The organism is Streptomyces sp. NBRC 109706 (assembly GCF_000974485.1).
Classification (GTDB): domain Bacteria; phylum Actinomycetota; class Actinomycetes; order Streptomycetales; family Streptomycetaceae; genus Streptomyces.
In genome coordinates, this window is sequence record NZ_BBOM01000005.1 from 81,975 (window position 1) to 96,153 (window position 14,179).

The window sequence follows — 14,179 nt, forward strand, 5'->3', positions numbered from 1 at the left end:
CCACCGACACTCCGACGGGCCCCCGTCAGCCGCCCGGCAGGCCGCGACATTGAGCCTTGTTTGTGACGTTCCGGGATAAATTGCCCAGTTGTCGGCAGGGACGTCCGAGAGGTGGTTGGTGGCCATGGCCAAGCAGACGGTGGCGCAGCAGTTTGTGGAGATCCTGCTGCGGTCGGGCGTGAAACGGCTCTACGGGGTGGTCGGCGACAGCCTCAACCCGGTGGTGGACGCGGTGCGCCGCGCCAAGGGCATCGACTGGGTGCAGGTGCGGCACGAGGAGACGGCCGCGTTCGCCGCCGGCGCCGAGGCGCAGCTCACCGGCACGCTGGCCGCCTGCGCGGGATCCTGCGGTCCCGGCAACCTCCATCTGATCAACGGGCTCTTCGACGCGCACCGCTCCATGGCCCCGGTGCTGGCGCTGGCGTCCCATATCCCCAGCGCGGAGATCGGCACCAGCTACTTCCAGGAGACCCATCCGGACCGGCTGTTCCTTGAGTGCAGCCACTACTGCGAGCTGATCTCCAACCGGGAACAGATGCCCAGGGTCCTCCAGACCGCCATCCAGCACGCGATCGGCCGGGGCGGGGTGAGCGTGGTGGCGCTGCCGGGGGACGTCGCCGACCAGCAGGTGCCCGAGCAGGCGGAGGAGCACGCGCTGGTCACCAGCCGGCCCACCGTGCGTCCGTCCGACGAGCAGATCGACCAGCTGGTGGAGCTGGTGGACCAGGCCCGGCGGATCACGCTGTTCTGCGGCGGGGGCGTCGCCGGCTCGCATCGGGAGGTGATGGACTTCGCCCAGCGGGTCAAGTCCCCGGTGGGCCACGCGCTGCGCGGCAAGGAGTTCATCCAGTACGACAACCCGTTCGACGTGGGGATGAGCGGGCTGCTGGGCTATGGCGCCGCCTATGAGGCCACCCACGAGTGCGATCTGCTGATGCTGCTGGGCACCGACTTCCCCTACAACGCGTTTCTGCCGGACGATGTGCGGATCGTTCAGGTCGATGTCCGCCCCGAGCATCTGGGGCGGCGCTCCAAGCTTGACCTGGGGGTGTGGGGCGATGTCGGGGAGACGCTGCGCTGTCTGACGCCACGGGTCCAGGAGAAGAAGAACCGGCGCTTCCTGGACCGGATGTTGAAGAAGCATGTGGACGCGCTGGAGGGCGTGGTGCACGCCTACACCCGCAAGGTGGAGAAGCACGTCCCGATCCATCCGGAGTATGTCGCCTCGGTGCTGGACGAGGAGGCCGCCGAGGACGCGGTGTTCACCGTGGACACCGGGATGTGCAACGTGTGGGCCGCCCGTTACCTCACGCCCAACGGCAAGCGCCGGGTGATCGGCTCGTTCCGGCACGGTTCGATGGCCAACGCGCTGCCGCAGGCCATCGGTGCCCAGTTCCTGGACCGGAAGCGTCAGGTGGTGTCCATGTCGGGGGACGGCGGGTTCACCATGCTGATGGGCGACTTCCTCACCCTGGTCCAGTACGACCTGCCGGTGAAGGTGGTGCTCTTCAACAACTCCGCGCTGGGCATGGTCGAGCTGGAGATGATGGTCGGCGGCCTGCCCGCGTACGGCACCAGCTACCGCAACCCGGACTTCGCCGCGATGGCCGAGGCCGTCGGGGTGCGGGCCAGCCGCGTGGAGAAGCCCAAGGAGCTGCGGCACGCCCTGCGCGACGCGCTGCGACACCGGGGCCCGGCGCTGGTGGACGTGGTGACCGACCCCAACGCGCTCTCCATCCCGCCGAAGATCAAGGCCGAGATGGTGACCGGCTTCGCGCTCTCCGCCGGCCGGATGGTGCTGGACGGCGGGGTCGGCCGGATGGCCCAACTCGCCCGCTCCAACCTGCGGAACGTGCCCCGGCCATAAGCGTCGTCAGCGGAGCCAGCGGGGCTCGTCCGCGCCCCAACGGCCCGAGGGGCGGGCCCAGTCGCTGGGCGCGCCGGCATAGTCGAGCGGCGTCCTGGCATGGTCCAGAACGCCATGCGGCGATGCGGTCCTGGTCAGCCAGGGCTCGACGGCGTAGGGGGCACCGTCCAACGGCTGCGGGGCGATACCGCGCAGCAGCCAGGACGCGGTGCCGGCGAGCGAGAGCCGCAGCCGGCGTCCGGCGCCGTCCGCCTGGCGTTCGGTCAGCGCGCGCAGCACGGCGGCGGCCAGCAGATAGCCGGTGCCGTGGTCCAGCGCCTGCGCCGGCAGCACCCCCGGCGTTCCGTCCGGCGCGGCCTCGACCGCGGCGATACCGCTGGCCGCCTGCACCAGGCTGTCGAAGCCCCGGCGCCCGGCCCAGGGGCCGGTCCAGCCCCAGGCGTTGAGCTGGGCGACGACCAGCCCCAGGTGACGTTCCGACAGCGCCTCGGGGGCCAGGCCATGGCGGTCCAGCACGCCGGGACGGTAGCCGGTGACCAGCACATCGGCCGACGCCAGCAGCTCCTCGAAGCGCCGCAGGTCGGCCCGGGTCCCCAGGTCGAGCAGCGTGGAACGTTTGCCCATCCCGGTGTCGGCGTGCGCGTCCTCGTCCTCCCGCAGCCGGGGCGAGTCGACGCGCAGCACATCGGCGCCGAGCAGCGCGAGGCTCCGGGTGGCGACCGGGCCGGCGATCACCCGGGTCAGATCCAGCACCCGCAGCCCGGCGGCCGGCGGTCCTCCGTCCCGGCGCGCGGGCGCCGCGCCCGATCCGGCGGGCGAGGACTCGACCAGCGGGAGATCGGCCGGGCGTGGCCCGGGCGCCACCGCCACGGCGAGGCCGCCCTCGGCATAGACCGCCTCGCGCACCTCCGCCGCCCGCCGGCTCGCCAGCTCACCCCGCAGCCGCTCCACCAGCGCGGGCTCGTCCCCGCTGTCCTGGATGCCCAGCGCGTTCAGCAACCGGGCACGGTGATGTGGATAGTTGGCATGCGTCCGCACCCAGCCGTCCGCCGCCCGCCAGAAACCGGACAGCGGGGCGAACGACGTCGGCACCCGGCCGTCGACGCGCAGATGCCGCTCGCTGACAAACGCCGTCGCCACCGCGGCCTCCCGCACCCGCACCGCCGGCACCGCGCCGCCCCCGCGTCGCGCCAGCAGTTCGGCGGCGGCGAGCGAGCAGACGCCGACCGTGGCCCTGGCCAGCTCCCGCACCGGAAGCCGGGCCGGCAGCACGCCGGCCGAGCCCTCGAAGGAGATCCGTTCCAGGAGTTCCGGTGGCCCGCCGATGGCGGCCCAGGCGTCGGCGGTCGCGCGGTCAACCATGGTGTGCATCCGGCCAGGTTCGCATCCGCCCGGTCGGCCGGAACAGCGCGGGGGTGGCAGCTGCCCGCCATGCCTCCCGGTTTACCGGATGTCCAGCACCTGATGGACGGGCAGCCTGGGGGTCGCCTGGGCGGCGGCGCCATAGCCGAGACGCAGCACCACATGCGGGCGGCCCGCCGGGAGCAGCGGATCGCGGGCGATCCAACCCAGCTCCGTCCAGCCGGGCGAGGCCGAACTGACGGCGGCCGACAGCCCGTGCGCCGTGCCCACCAGCAGGGTGCGTTCCAGCGCCTGACCGGCGCGCACCCAGTCCGCCGGCCGGTCCTCCGCCGTGGACAGCAGCGCCAGCTGCGGCGGCGGTCCTTCGGCCCCGCCGGGCGGCGCCTCGACCGGCGCCTGCCGGCCGGCGAAGTCCCGCACCCGCACCGGCCGGTGCGCCGGCCCCTCGGCCGGCTCGCGGGGATCGTCGACATCCGTCCAGGCGGCCAGCTCGGCCACCCGGCCCGGATCGGCGAAATCCCTGCCCTCCGCGTCCCGCACCAGATCGAGCACCGCCGTGGCATGCCAGGACGAGGCGAACAGCAGCTGCCCACCCTCCCGTTCGGCCGCCCGGCGCAGCTCGCCGCGCACCGGATCCGGCACCCGTTCCTCCGTATAGGGCTCGCGGTCGGTGTGCCGGCGGCCGATCTGCTCCGCCAGCGCCGCCAGCTCCGCCGCCCTTTGCGGATCGTCGCCGTCCGACGGCCGGGACAGCCGGACCGTCGCCAGCAGCCGCGGATCGTACGGATCGGGCAGCACCGCGTGGTCCGGGCACCAGCCGGCGGCGGCCGCCGCGGCGCGCAGGTTGAGCAGCGCCGCGCCACAGCCCATGTGCAACGCGCGGCCGTCCGGATCGGAGTGCGGCAGCACCCGGTCCATCGCCGCGCGCAACTGGAGGATCCCGCTGTCGACCAGATAGTGGAACCGCCAGGGCTGCGCGTTGTGCAGCGAGGGCGCCGCCGTGGCGGCCTCGACCAGCGAGGTCAGGGTCCGCTCCGAGGGAATCTCCGTCCGCACCCTTGCCGCACCTCCGCCCACGCGCCCAGACGACGCCGGGGCCGCTGCTCGTCACGGCCCGCCATAGGGCCTTTCTAGCCCCCCGACGCCGATCGCGCCTCCTCGGCCGGCAGGTCGTCGAGCAGGGAGGTGAGCGGCACCGCCGGATCCGCCAGCGCCACCGGATCCACCGGCCGGCCCGAGCGCACCAGCCGCTGGATGGCGTCCGTCACCTCCCAGACGTTCATGTTCAGCCCGGCCAGCACCCGGTTCTCGCGCAGCCAGAACGCGACAAACGCCCGCCGCTCCACGTCCCCGCGCCACACCACCCGGTCGTAGTCGCCGGCCGGCGCCCAGCCCGAGTACTCCAGGCCCATGTCGTACTGGTCGGAGAAGAAGTACGGCACCCGGTCGAAGACCACCTCGCGGCCCAGCATGGCGCGCGCCGCCGCCGGTCCCGCGTGCAGCGCGTTGGCCCAGTGCTCCACCCGCCGCCGGTCCCGACCGGCGCCCAGCTCCTGCGCGGCCACGTCCCCGGCGGCGAAGATCCACGGATCGCTGGTGCGCAGCGAGGCGTCGACCGCGATCCCGCCCACCCCCTCGTCCGCCAGCTCAAGGCCGGCCGACGCGGCCAGCGCGGTGCGCGGCGCGGCGCCGATCGCCGCCAGCACGGCGCGGGCCGGCAGCCGCTCGCCCGCTTCCGTGCGCACCGCCGACACGATGCCGTCCCGCCCCTCGACGGCGGCCAGCCGGTCGCCGAACAGAAACCGCACGCCGTGCTCGACATGCAGCCCCGTCAGCACCGCGCCGACCTCGGGGCCCAACACCCGGTGCAGCGGCCCTGGTGCCGGCTCCACCACCGTCACCGGCACGCCCAACTCCCTGGCCGCCGCCGCCACCTCAAGGCCGATCCAGCCGGCGCCGGCGATCACCAGCGGATCCTCGTCCCGACCGCCGCTGGTCAGCACGCCCCGCAGATGGTCCGCGTGGGAGAGCCGCCGCAGATGGTGCACGCCGGCCAGCTCGGTGCCGGGCACCCCGAGACGACGCGGCTCGGCGCCCGTCGTCAACAGCAGCGCGTCATACGGCAGCCGGGTGCCGTCGCCGAGCCGCACCTCGCGCCGCTCCCGGTCGATCGCCACGGCCGGCTGCCCCAGATGCAGCTCGACGCGGTTACGCGCATACCAGCCGGCCGGATGGACGAAGACGCTGTCACGCCCGGCCCGGCCGGCCAGATACCCCTTGGACAACGGCGGCCGCTCATACGGCTGTTCGTGCTCGTCGCCGATCAGTATGACCCGCCCGGTGAAGCCCTCGGCGCGCAGCGTCTCCGCCGCCTTGGCACCCGCGAGCCCACCGCCGATGATGACAAACGTTCGATGTGTCCCGTCCACGAACCTGCCTCCCTGACCGGCGTCGAATCCACCCATCACGCCAAGGGAGCCTGCCCCACCCGACGCGGCACCGGAAGAGGGCGGTAACCGCCGGGACCCGCCAGGAGCGCCCCGACCGACGGGACGTCAGCCGGTGAGCCGCGCGTGCCGGGCCCGCGCGGCGCCGTCGGTCAACGCCGCTATCTGGTCGACGATCACCCGCAGCCGCTCCCCGTCCCCTCGCGCACCGGCGAACAACGCCCGGTACTGCGGATCGAGACCTTCGGGAGCACACCGCACCAGCGCGGCGCTCAACTCGGCCAGCAGCGCACGCTGTTCACCGCGCGCCCGCTCCTGCTCCGGACGCTGCATCACATGCACATCGGCCACCGCCTTCAGCACCGCGCACTCCAGGCGGGTGCCCAGCGGCACCACCACATCCGCGGCGTACCGCCGCAGCCGGCCGGGACCGTACCGCTCCCTGGTCGCCCCCTCGGCCGCCAGACAGAACCGGCCGATCAGCTGGCTGGTCGCCCCCTTCAGCCGGGCCTGCGCCAACGCGCCGCCGTCGTAGTCATGCGGCCACCACTCCTGCGCCAACAGCCGGTCCAACGCCTCGACCAGCGCGTCCCGCGACGTCCCCGCCGGGGCGTAGCGCCGCGCCGCCACCTCGAAGACGGCCTCCCGCTCGGGCCCCGCCAACAGCGCCTTCGGCGCCAGATGCCCGGCGTGCAGACCGTCCTCGACGTCATGCACCGAGTAGGCCACATCGTCCGCCCAGTCCATCACCTGCGCCTCGAAACAGCGCCGCCCCTCCGGCGCCGAGGCCCGCAGCCAACGGAAGACCGGCAGATCGTCGTCGTACACGCCGTACTTCGGCGACCCCGGATCGGCCTCGTTCCCGCCGCGCGGCCACGGGTACTTGGTGGCCGCGTCCAGGGTCGCCCTGGTCAGGTTCAACCCGAAGAACCGTGGTCCGGCGCCGTCCCGGTCGCCGTCCAGGTCGCCGTCGTGGCCGCCGTCCGCGCCGGTCAGATGCTTGGGCTCCAGCCTGGTCAACAGGCGCAACGACTGCGCGTTGCCCTCGAACCCGCCACATCCGGCGGCCACCTCGTCCAGCACCCGCTCACCGTTGTGACCGAACGGCGGATGCCCCAGATCGTGCGCCAGACACGCGGCCTCCACGATGTCCGGATCACAGCCGAACGCGGCGCCCAGATCGCGGCCGATCTGCGCGCACTCCAACGAATGCGTCAACCGGGTCCTCGGCGCGGCGTCCCAGTCGGGCCGAACGGCGCTCTCGTCCAACGTGACCACCTGCGTCTTGCCGGCGAGCCGACGCAACGCGGAGGAGTGCTGCACGCGCGCCCGATCCCGCTGGAACGCGGTGCGACCTGGCCGCTTGTCCGGCTCCACGTCGAACCTTTCGGCGGCCTCCGGGGCATATCCACTCATGTCTCCGACGGTAGCCGCCGCGAAGTTGTTTCCCCCACCCACCCGCCCCTCTCGCCTGCCGGCGGGGAGCTGCCGGTGCCGCCGGCGCTCCGCGCCAGGGTTTTTCCCCCGCCCGCCCACCCCCGTTTTTTGCCTGCGGCGGGGTGCTGCCGCCACCGCGCCGCAGGCAAAGAAGCCAGCAGGTGCGCAACGCCCGAACCGTCCGCACACACAGCACTCCGCCACGGGCAAGGAGCCGGCAGGCGGGGAGAACCCCGGCCCGGCAGCGCCGGCAGGACTCGGCCGGCAGCACCCCGCCGCAGGCAAAAGGGTGGGTGGGTGGGTGGGGAGAAGACCGGGCGCGGAGCGCCGGGTGGGCGCCGGCAGCACCCCGCCGCAGGCAAAGGGGGCGGGCGGGCGGGGAAAACAGCGGGCGCGGAGCGCCCGGCGCGCCGCAGGCAAGAAGGCGGGGTGGGTGGGGGAGAAAAGGACCGGCCGGGGTCAGCTTGCCGTGGTGGCCAGGGCCGGCGCGGCCAGAGCGCTCCGCGCTTGGTCGTAGCGGTGCAGCAGGAGGCGGGCCAGGGCCGGGTGGTTGCCGAGGGGGGCCGCGGCCACGCCGGGGGCCTGTTCGGCGCAGCGGGTGGCGAAGCGTCCCGGGGCGGTGAAGCAGGAGGCGAGGGCGATCTCCCGGTGGCCCTGTGCGCGCAGCGCCGCGATGGCCTCGGGGACGGTGGGGCCGGCGGCGGAGGCGTAGGCGGGGAGGACGGGCACGCCGCCGAGGCGGGTGGCGAGCATGGCCGCCGTGTAGGCGGTGCCGGCGGCCGACTCGGGGTCGCGGGATCCGGCGGCGGCCAGGACGACGGCGGTGCCCGGCCGGTAGCCGGCCTCGACGAGCCGGCTGTGCAGGGCCTCGGCGAGCAGCGGGTGCGGCCCGAGGCAGCCGGCGACGGTGGCGCGCAGCCGGTGGGAGACGGCCGCGACGGCGGTGGGTATGTCGTGTTTGACGTGGTGACCGCGGCTGAAGAGCAGCGGCACCAGAACGGCGCTGCCGGCGAGCCGGGCGAGCGTGTCGTCGAGCAGGGGCCGGTCGATGTCCAGATGGCCGAGTTCGACGCGGACGCCGGGGCGGAGGGCGCGGACCAGTCGCAGCAGCGCGCGGACGGACGGCTCGGCGCGCGGGTCGGGGGACCCGTGGGCCACGGCGACCAGGGTGGGCAGGCTACGGTCGGTCATGGGCCCAGCTTCGGGCCGCCGCGTTGCATACGTGTTGCCGAGGTGTCACAGCCGTTCGTGCGGTTGCTCACGTTCCCGCGGTCGGCGGGCTGAGCGGTGCGCCCCCGCCGGGTAACGCGCGGCGCGCGGGGACGAAACACGCGCGTCGCACGATGGGCACCATGACCGATGCCACGGATATCACCGATACGCACTGCCCGTACTGCGCGCTCCAGTGCGGGATGCGGCTGGCGCCGAAGGAAGGCGCGGCGGGCGGTTCGGTGGTCGGGGTGGAGGTGCGGGAGCGCACGGAGTTCCCGGTGAACCAGGGCGCGCTCTGCGGGAAGGGCAGGACGGCGCCCGAGGTGTTGTCGTCGGCGGTGCGGCTGACGGAGCCGCTGGTGCGGGACGAGGCGACGGGCGAGCTGGTGCCGGCGTCCTGGGAGTCGGCGCTGGACCGGGTGGCGGCGGGGCTCGCCGGGGTGCGGGCGCGCCATGGCGCGGATGCGGTGGGGGTGTTCGGGGGCGGTGGGCTGACCAACGAGAAGGCGTACGCGTTGGGCAAGTTCACCCGGCTGGTGCTGGGCAGTTCGCAGATCGACTACAACGGCAGGTTCTGCATGTCGTCGGCGGCGGCCGCCGGCACCAGGGCGTTCGGCGTCGACCGGGGGCTGCCGTTCCCGTTGGCCGATGTGCCGCGCACCGGCTGTGTGCTGCTGGTGGGTTCCAACCTGGCGGAGACGATGCCGCCGGCGCTGCGGTACTTCACGGAGCTGCGGGAGAACGGCGGCACGTTGATCGTGGTCGATCCGCGTCGCACGCGGACGGCCGAGCAGGCGGATCTCCATCTGGCGCCGCGTCCCGGCACAGATCTGGCGTTGGCGCTTGGGCTGCTGCATCTGGTGGTGGCCGAGGGCCGGGTGGACGAGGCGTTTGTCGCCGAGCGCACCTCGGGGTGGCCGGCGGCGCGGGCCGCCGCGATGGCGCACTGGCCGGAGTGGGTGGAGCGGATCACGGGGGTGTCCGTTCCCCAACTCAGGGCGGCCGTGGAGATGTTCTGCGCGCCGGAGGCGGCGATGGTGTTGACGGCGCGCGGTCCCGAGCAGCAGGCGAAGGGCACGGACACGGTGGGTGCCTGGATCAATCTCTGCCTGGCGACGGGCCGGGCGGGGCGCCCGTTCTCCGGCTACGGCTGTCTGACCGGGCAGGGGAACGGGCAGGGGGGCCGGGAGCACGGGCAGAAGGCGGATCAGCTGCCGGGCTACCGGATGCTGGCCGATCCGGCGGCGCGGGAGCATGTGGCGGGGGTGTGGGGGGTGGCGCCGGAGTCGCTGCCGGGTCCCGGGCGCAGCGCCTACGAGCTGTTGGACGCGTTGGGGCGGGACACCGAGGACGGGGTGCGGGCGCTGATGTTGTTGGCGTCCAATCCGGTGGTCTCGGCTCCTCGGGCGGCGCATGTCGAGGAGCGGATGCGGGCGCTGGACTTCCTGGTGGTCTGCGATGTGGTGCTCTCGGAGAGCGCGCGGCTGGCGGATGTGGTGTTGCCGGTGACGCAGTGGGCCGAGGAGACGGGCACCCTGACCAATCTGGAGGGGCGGGTGCTGTTGCGGCGCCGGGCGGTGGATCCGCCGCCCGGGTGCCGCAGCGATCTGGAGGTGTTGCACGCGCTGGCGGCCAGGCTGGGGTGGGAGAAGGGGTTTCCCAGCGATCCGGCGGAGGTCTTCGACGAGCTGCGGCGTGCCTCGGCCGGTGGCAAGGCGGACTATTCGGGGATCACCTATGCGCGGATCGAGGCGGAGGATGGCGTTTTCTGGCCGTGTCCCGAGGAGGAGGGCGGTCCGCCGCATCCGGGGACGCCCCGGCTGTTCCTGGACCGGTTCGCGACCGAGGACGGTCGGGCCAGGTTCGCGCCGGTCAGCCACCGTCCCTCGGCCGAGGAGCCGGACGAGGAGTATCCGGTGCTGTTGACCACGGGGCGGGTGCTGGCGCAGTACCAGTCGGGTGCGCAGACCCGGCGGGTCGCGGAGTTGAACGCGGCGGCGCCCGGGCCCTTCGTGCAGCTGCACCCCCGGCTGGCGGGGCGTCTCGGGGCGGCGGAGGGGGACGCGTTGGCGGTGGTGTCGCGGCGCGGGCGGGCGGTGGCACCGGCCCGGATCAGCACGGACATCCGGCCCGACACGGTGTTCATGCCGTTCCACTGGCCGGGTGAGGGGCGGGCCAACTCGTTGACCAATCCGGCGTTGGATCCGACGTCGCGGATGCCGGAGTTCAAGGTGTGCGCGGTGCGGGTGGAGCTGGCCGGGGGGTCCTGACGGGCGGCCCGGCGTCGGGTTGCGGGGCGCCGGCCGGCGGGCAGCATGGAGGGCATGGACGACCTCACCCGGCTCGCGGACGAGCATCTGGCCCAGGCCCTGCAGGCCGATCACGGGCGCAGCGCGCATCTCTTCCTGCGGGACGGCCCGTTGCGGCAGAGCGTGATCGCGCTGGCCGGCGGGGCGCGTCTCGAGGAGCACGAGGCGCCGCCGGCGGCGAGCGTCCAGGTGTTGCGCGGCGAGGTGGTGATCCGCTGGGGCGCGGATCAGCTGGCGCTGCGCGCCGGTCAGCTGGCGCGGGTTCCGCAGGAGCGGCACGATCTGACGGCGGTGAGCGACGCGGTGGTGCTGCTCACCTCCGTGACGGCCAACCCCGAGCCGGTGGTCGTATACGACACTCGGCGCTGACGGTGACTCCGGGTAGCGCCTGAGGCGCTGCTCCCCCGGAAAAACCCGTGGGTCCCTTCTGCCCTGTGTGCGGGGCGACTTCACCCTGTGTGCCGTTTGTCAGAGGGGCGCTATAGGGTGACCGCGAGCGACAAGCCGGGGGGCCAGGGACTTGATGAACGAGCCGGAACAGCACGCGGAGACGAGTTCGCTTCCCCCTTGGCCGCCGCCGCTCCCGGCGGGCGTGGTCGCCGGGCCGCCCCCGGAGGTGCGGGCGGCGGTGGAGGAGCGGCTGGGCGGCCTGCTGTCGCCGCTGCGACTGCTCGGCTATGTGGTGCTGGTCGGGCTGATGTGCCTGGACGCCGCGTTCCTGTTGAACGCGCTGGACGCGAACGCGGCGGGCGACGACGAGCACGCGTTGATGTCGCTGCTCATCGGCATTCCGCTGCTGGCCGTGCTGACGGCCAGGGCGACGGTGCTGGTGCGCCGGAGCCATGCCGCCGACGCCTGGCTGACCGCGCGGCTGCGGGAGACCCCGGGGGCGGCGCCGAAGCTGCCGGGGCGCCGGGTGCTGTGGGCGCTGGTCTCGGTGGCCTCGGTGCTGCTCGGGCTGGTCTGCGGGATGACCGCCGTGCGGAACATGGTGTTCACCGGCCCGGATACGGACGACGGCTATGTGACGGCCGGGCTGGCGTCCTGGAGTGCGCTCTGCCTGGTCGCCGGGGTGTTGGGCCTGGTGCGTGCGCTGCGGCATCGGTCGCGCCGCGCCCCGGATGGCGCGGTCGCCGGGCCGTCGGGCCGGGGGCCGGGGCCGGCGGGCATACCTGTGCAGCCCTCCCCCTACCCCCCGCACAGCTATCGGGGCCGGATGGCGCAGCTCTACTCCTCGTCCAAGACGCAGCGCGAGCCCATCGCTGTGCACCGGCTCAGCCGGCGGCTGAGCCGGTGGATTCCGACGCTCTCCCGCGCGAAGGTGTTGGCGCTGACCTGTCTGGGCTGCCTGCTCGCCGGTGCGTTGGCAGCGACGACGGCCGTGCTGCCGCCGCGCTACGGCGATCTGGCGATATGGCCGCTGCTGCTGCTCACCATCGGCTGTCTGGTGGCGCTGCTCCTGGAGTTGGTGCACTACGGCACCCACGGGGTCTATGGCGTGCTGATCGTGTTGGGCGGGGTGGCGCTGGTCATCATGGCCTGGCAGGGGTATCGGGAGCTGGCCCTCCGGGATCGGGGCGAGTGGATCACGGCCGAGGTGGTGGATCAGCGCAATCCACCGCGTGGCGGGGTCACCTGCGGGCTGCGCCCCCAGGGGGCGGACGACACGCTCTCGCAGCGGCTCTCGGGCTGTCGCGACATCCCGGTCGGCACCTGGATCGAGGTGTTCCACGATCCGGAGGACCGGGTGCCGCCGCTCCGTTCCGTGCCGGATCTCACGCTCCCCCGGTGGTTCGGCGGGATAGGCGCTTCGCTGCTGCTGGGGTCGTCGCTGCTCTCGGCGAACCATGGTCACAATCGGCGCCGGGAGCTCGATCTGGTGGGCCCGCCCCCGGAGAACGAACACGACTGACCCGGGGCCGGCAGCGGCCGACGTCGGCTGATCGTGTTCGACCGGGGCGCGTCGGTCCTCGTCAGCGCCCCGATCGTTCGGTTACGGAGTCGATCGGGCGGGTTCGGGTACGTTCGCTCGCAGTGACGCCTGCCGGCGGAAGGAGCGTGGCTGCGGATGAGTGCCCTGGGGCGGTTGGACCGACAGATCTTCGCGCGGGTGGCGGCGGCCGAACCACCGGGCGTCCAGGCGGTGTTGCCCCGGCTGAGCCGGGCGGCCAACCACAGCCGGCTCTGGTTGGCGTCGGCCGGCGCGATCGCCGCGCTCGGCGGCCGTCCCGGCCGGCGGGCGGCGGCCCGCGGTGTCGCGGCGCTCGCGCTGGCGTCGCTGACCAGCAACGTCTTCGTCAAGTACGCGGCCCGTCGGGAGCGTCCGCTGATCGACGGGGTGCCGCTGGCGCGCCGGCTGGCGAGCCCGCCGCGCAGCAGTTCGTTCCCCTCGGGCCATGCCGCCTCGGCCGCCGCGTTCGCCACCGGGGTCGCCCTGGAGTCCGGCCGGATCGGCGCGACCGTGGCGCCGGTCGCCGCCGCAGTGGCCGCCTCCCGGGTCTATGTCGGAGTGCACTATCCGGCCGATGTGCTGGTCGGCTGCGCGCTGGGCGTGGGCGCCGCGCTGATCACCCACCGCTGGTGGCCGCGCCGCCCCGCCGACACCGGCCTGCGGCACCACTCGGCGGCGGCACCCGCGCTGCCCGGGGGCGCGGGCCTGGTGGTCGTGGTCAACGAGAGCGCCGGGCAGGGCGGTTCGGACGCGGCGCGGCTGCGCGAGCTGCTGCCGGAGGCCGAGGTGCGGGAACGCACCGAGGACGGCGACCTGTTGGAGCTGCTGGACGAGGCGGCCGCGCTGGCGGCCGAACGCGGCGGTGCGCTGGGGATCTGCGGCGGCGACGGCAGCGTCAACGCGGCGGCGGCCAGGGCCGTCGCCCGGCGGGTGCCGCTGGCCGTCTTCCCCGGCGGCACGCTCAACCACTTCGCGTTGGACACCGGGATAGACAGCTTCGAGAACACGGTCGAGGCCGTGGCGGAGGGCCGGGCCATCGCGGTCGACCTCGCCAGGGTCCGCCCGGTGGGGCGGGCGACGGGCCCCACGACCCATTTCGTCAACACCTTCAGCATCGGCCTCTACCCCGAACTGGTCCGCGCCCGGGAGGCGTTGGAGGGCAGGATCGGCAAATGGCCGTCCGCCGTGGTGTCGTTGGCGCGGGTGCTGCGCACCGGGCGGCCGATCGAGGTGGAGATCAACGGACGCCCCCAGCGGCTGTGGTTGCTGTTCGCCGGCAACGGCCTCTACTCCCCCGAGGGTTTCGCGCCCGCGCACCGCACCCAGCTCGACGACGGGCTGCTGGATGTGCGCACGGTGCGTGCCGACCGGCGGCTGGCCCGCACCCGGGTGGTGCTGGCGGCGCTGACCGGCACCCTGGGCAACTCCGGCGTCTACGCCGCCGCCCGGCTGCCCCGGCTGCGTCTCTCGGGCCTCGGCGAGGACAACGCGCTGGCCTACGACGGGGAGGCGGGCCCGGCCCCCGACGATCTGCTCGTCGACAAGCACCCCCGCCCGCTCACCGTCTACCGCAGGCGCTGACGGGGAACACGCC

The 14,179-nt window shown here is 73.9% G+C and carries 10 protein-coding genes; 5 read left to right on the forward strand and 5 right to left on the reverse strand.

All coding sequences use genetic code 11. The features are described 5' to 3' along the window. Positions 1–124 precede the first annotated feature (124 nt). Positions 125–1,867 (forward strand): pyruvate dehydrogenase, encoded by a 1,743-nt coding sequence (locus AOM46_RS05365; protein ID WP_062206567.1) that lies wholly within the window; start codon positions 125–127, stop codon positions 1,865–1,867. Between the two features lie 6 nt (positions 1,868–1,873). On the opposite strand, the gene AOM46_RS05370 is transcribed toward AOM46_RS05365, so the two are convergent. The 5 genes from AOM46_RS05370 to AOM46_RS05390 form a co-directional block, all read right to left on the reverse strand. Beyond that, positions 1,874–3,238 carry a CoA transferase gene (locus AOM46_RS05370; protein ID WP_078856507.1) on the reverse strand — a complete coding sequence of 455 codons (1,365 nt, stop codon included), beginning with the start codon at positions 3,236–3,238 and terminating at the stop codon, positions 1,874–1,876. Between the two features lie 72 nt (positions 3,239–3,310). Continuing rightward, complete coding sequence (locus tag AOM46_RS05375) at positions 3,311–4,285, reverse strand: hypothetical protein (protein ID WP_062206569.1); 975 nt, start codon at positions 4,283–4,285, stop codon at positions 3,311–3,313. Positions 4,286–4,359: 74 nt separating this feature from the next. Continuing rightward, the gene (locus AOM46_RS05380) at positions 4,360–5,658 is read right to left on the reverse strand and encodes an NAD(P)/FAD-dependent oxidoreductase (RefSeq protein ID WP_234313647.1); all 1,299 of its coding nucleotides are present in this window, start codon (positions 5,656–5,658) and stop codon (positions 4,360–4,362) included. Positions 5,659–5,784: 126 nt separating this feature from the next. Beyond that, on the reverse strand, positions 5,785–7,092 hold the full coding sequence (locus AOM46_RS05385) for a deoxyguanosinetriphosphate triphosphohydrolase (RefSeq protein ID WP_062206573.1): 1,308 nt from the start codon (positions 7,090–7,092) through the stop codon (positions 5,785–5,787). A gap of 480 nt (positions 7,093–7,572) precedes the next feature. Further along, positions 7,573–8,304 carry a sirohydrochlorin chelatase gene (locus AOM46_RS05390; RefSeq protein ID WP_062206575.1) on the reverse strand — a complete coding sequence of 244 codons (732 nt, stop codon included), beginning with the start codon at positions 8,302–8,304 and terminating at the stop codon, positions 7,573–7,575. Positions 8,305–8,465: 161 nt separating this feature from the next. Here AOM46_RS05390 and AOM46_RS05395 point away from each other — a divergent pair, with 161 nt between their 5' ends. The 4 genes from AOM46_RS05395 (at position 8,466) to AOM46_RS05410 (ending at position 14,166) form a co-directional block, all read left to right on the forward strand. Next, on the forward strand, positions 8,466–10,595 hold the full coding sequence (locus AOM46_RS05395) for a molybdopterin oxidoreductase family protein (protein ID WP_062208512.1): 2,130 nt from the start codon (positions 8,466–8,468) through the stop codon (positions 10,593–10,595). A gap of 54 nt (positions 10,596–10,649) precedes the next feature. Then, positions 10,650–11,003, forward strand: a complete 354-nt coding sequence (locus AOM46_RS05400; protein WP_062206577.1) for a hypothetical protein — start codon at positions 10,650–10,652, stop codon at positions 11,001–11,003. A 154-nt stretch (positions 11,004–11,157) separates the two neighbouring features. Then, positions 11,158–12,546 carry a hypothetical protein gene (locus AOM46_RS05405; RefSeq protein WP_062206579.1) on the forward strand — a complete coding sequence of 463 codons (1,389 nt, stop codon included), beginning with the start codon at positions 11,158–11,160 and terminating at the stop codon, positions 12,544–12,546. Between the two features lie 156 nt (positions 12,547–12,702). Next, a complete protein-coding gene (locus AOM46_RS05410; protein WP_062206580.1) occupies positions 12,703–14,166 on the forward strand; it encodes a diacylglycerol kinase family protein in 1,464 nt (487 codons plus the stop codon). The last annotated feature ends 13 nt before the right edge of the window (positions 14,167–14,179 follow it).

Excerpts from the sequence above, each read along its gene's own strand:
- AOM46_RS05365 (WP_062206567.1), top strand. The coding sequence starts at position 125 with ATGGCCAAGCAGACGGTGGCGCAGCAGTTTGTGGAGATCCTGCTGCGG.
- AOM46_RS05370 (WP_078856507.1), bottom strand. The coding sequence starts at position 3,238 with ATGCACACCATGGTTGACCGCGCGACCGCCGACGCCTGGGCCGCCATC.
- AOM46_RS05385 (WP_062206573.1), bottom strand. The coding sequence starts at position 7,092 with ATGAGTGGATATGCCCCGGAGGCCGCCGAAAGGTTCGACGTGGAGCCG.
- AOM46_RS05390 (WP_062206575.1), bottom strand. The coding sequence starts at position 8,304 with ATGACCGACCGTAGCCTGCCCACCCTGGTCGCCGTGGCCCACGGGTCC.
- AOM46_RS05395 (WP_062208512.1), top strand. The coding sequence starts at position 8,466 with ATGACCGATGCCACGGATATCACCGATACGCACTGCCCGTACTGCGCG.
- AOM46_RS05400 (WP_062206577.1), top strand. The coding sequence starts at position 10,650 with ATGGACGACCTCACCCGGCTCGCGGACGAGCATCTGGCCCAGGCCCTG.
- AOM46_RS05405 (WP_062206579.1), top strand. The coding sequence starts at position 11,158 with ATGAACGAGCCGGAACAGCACGCGGAGACGAGTTCGCTTCCCCCTTGG.
- AOM46_RS05410 (WP_062206580.1), top strand. The coding sequence starts at position 12,703 with ATGAGTGCCCTGGGGCGGTTGGACCGACAGATCTTCGCGCGGGTGGCG.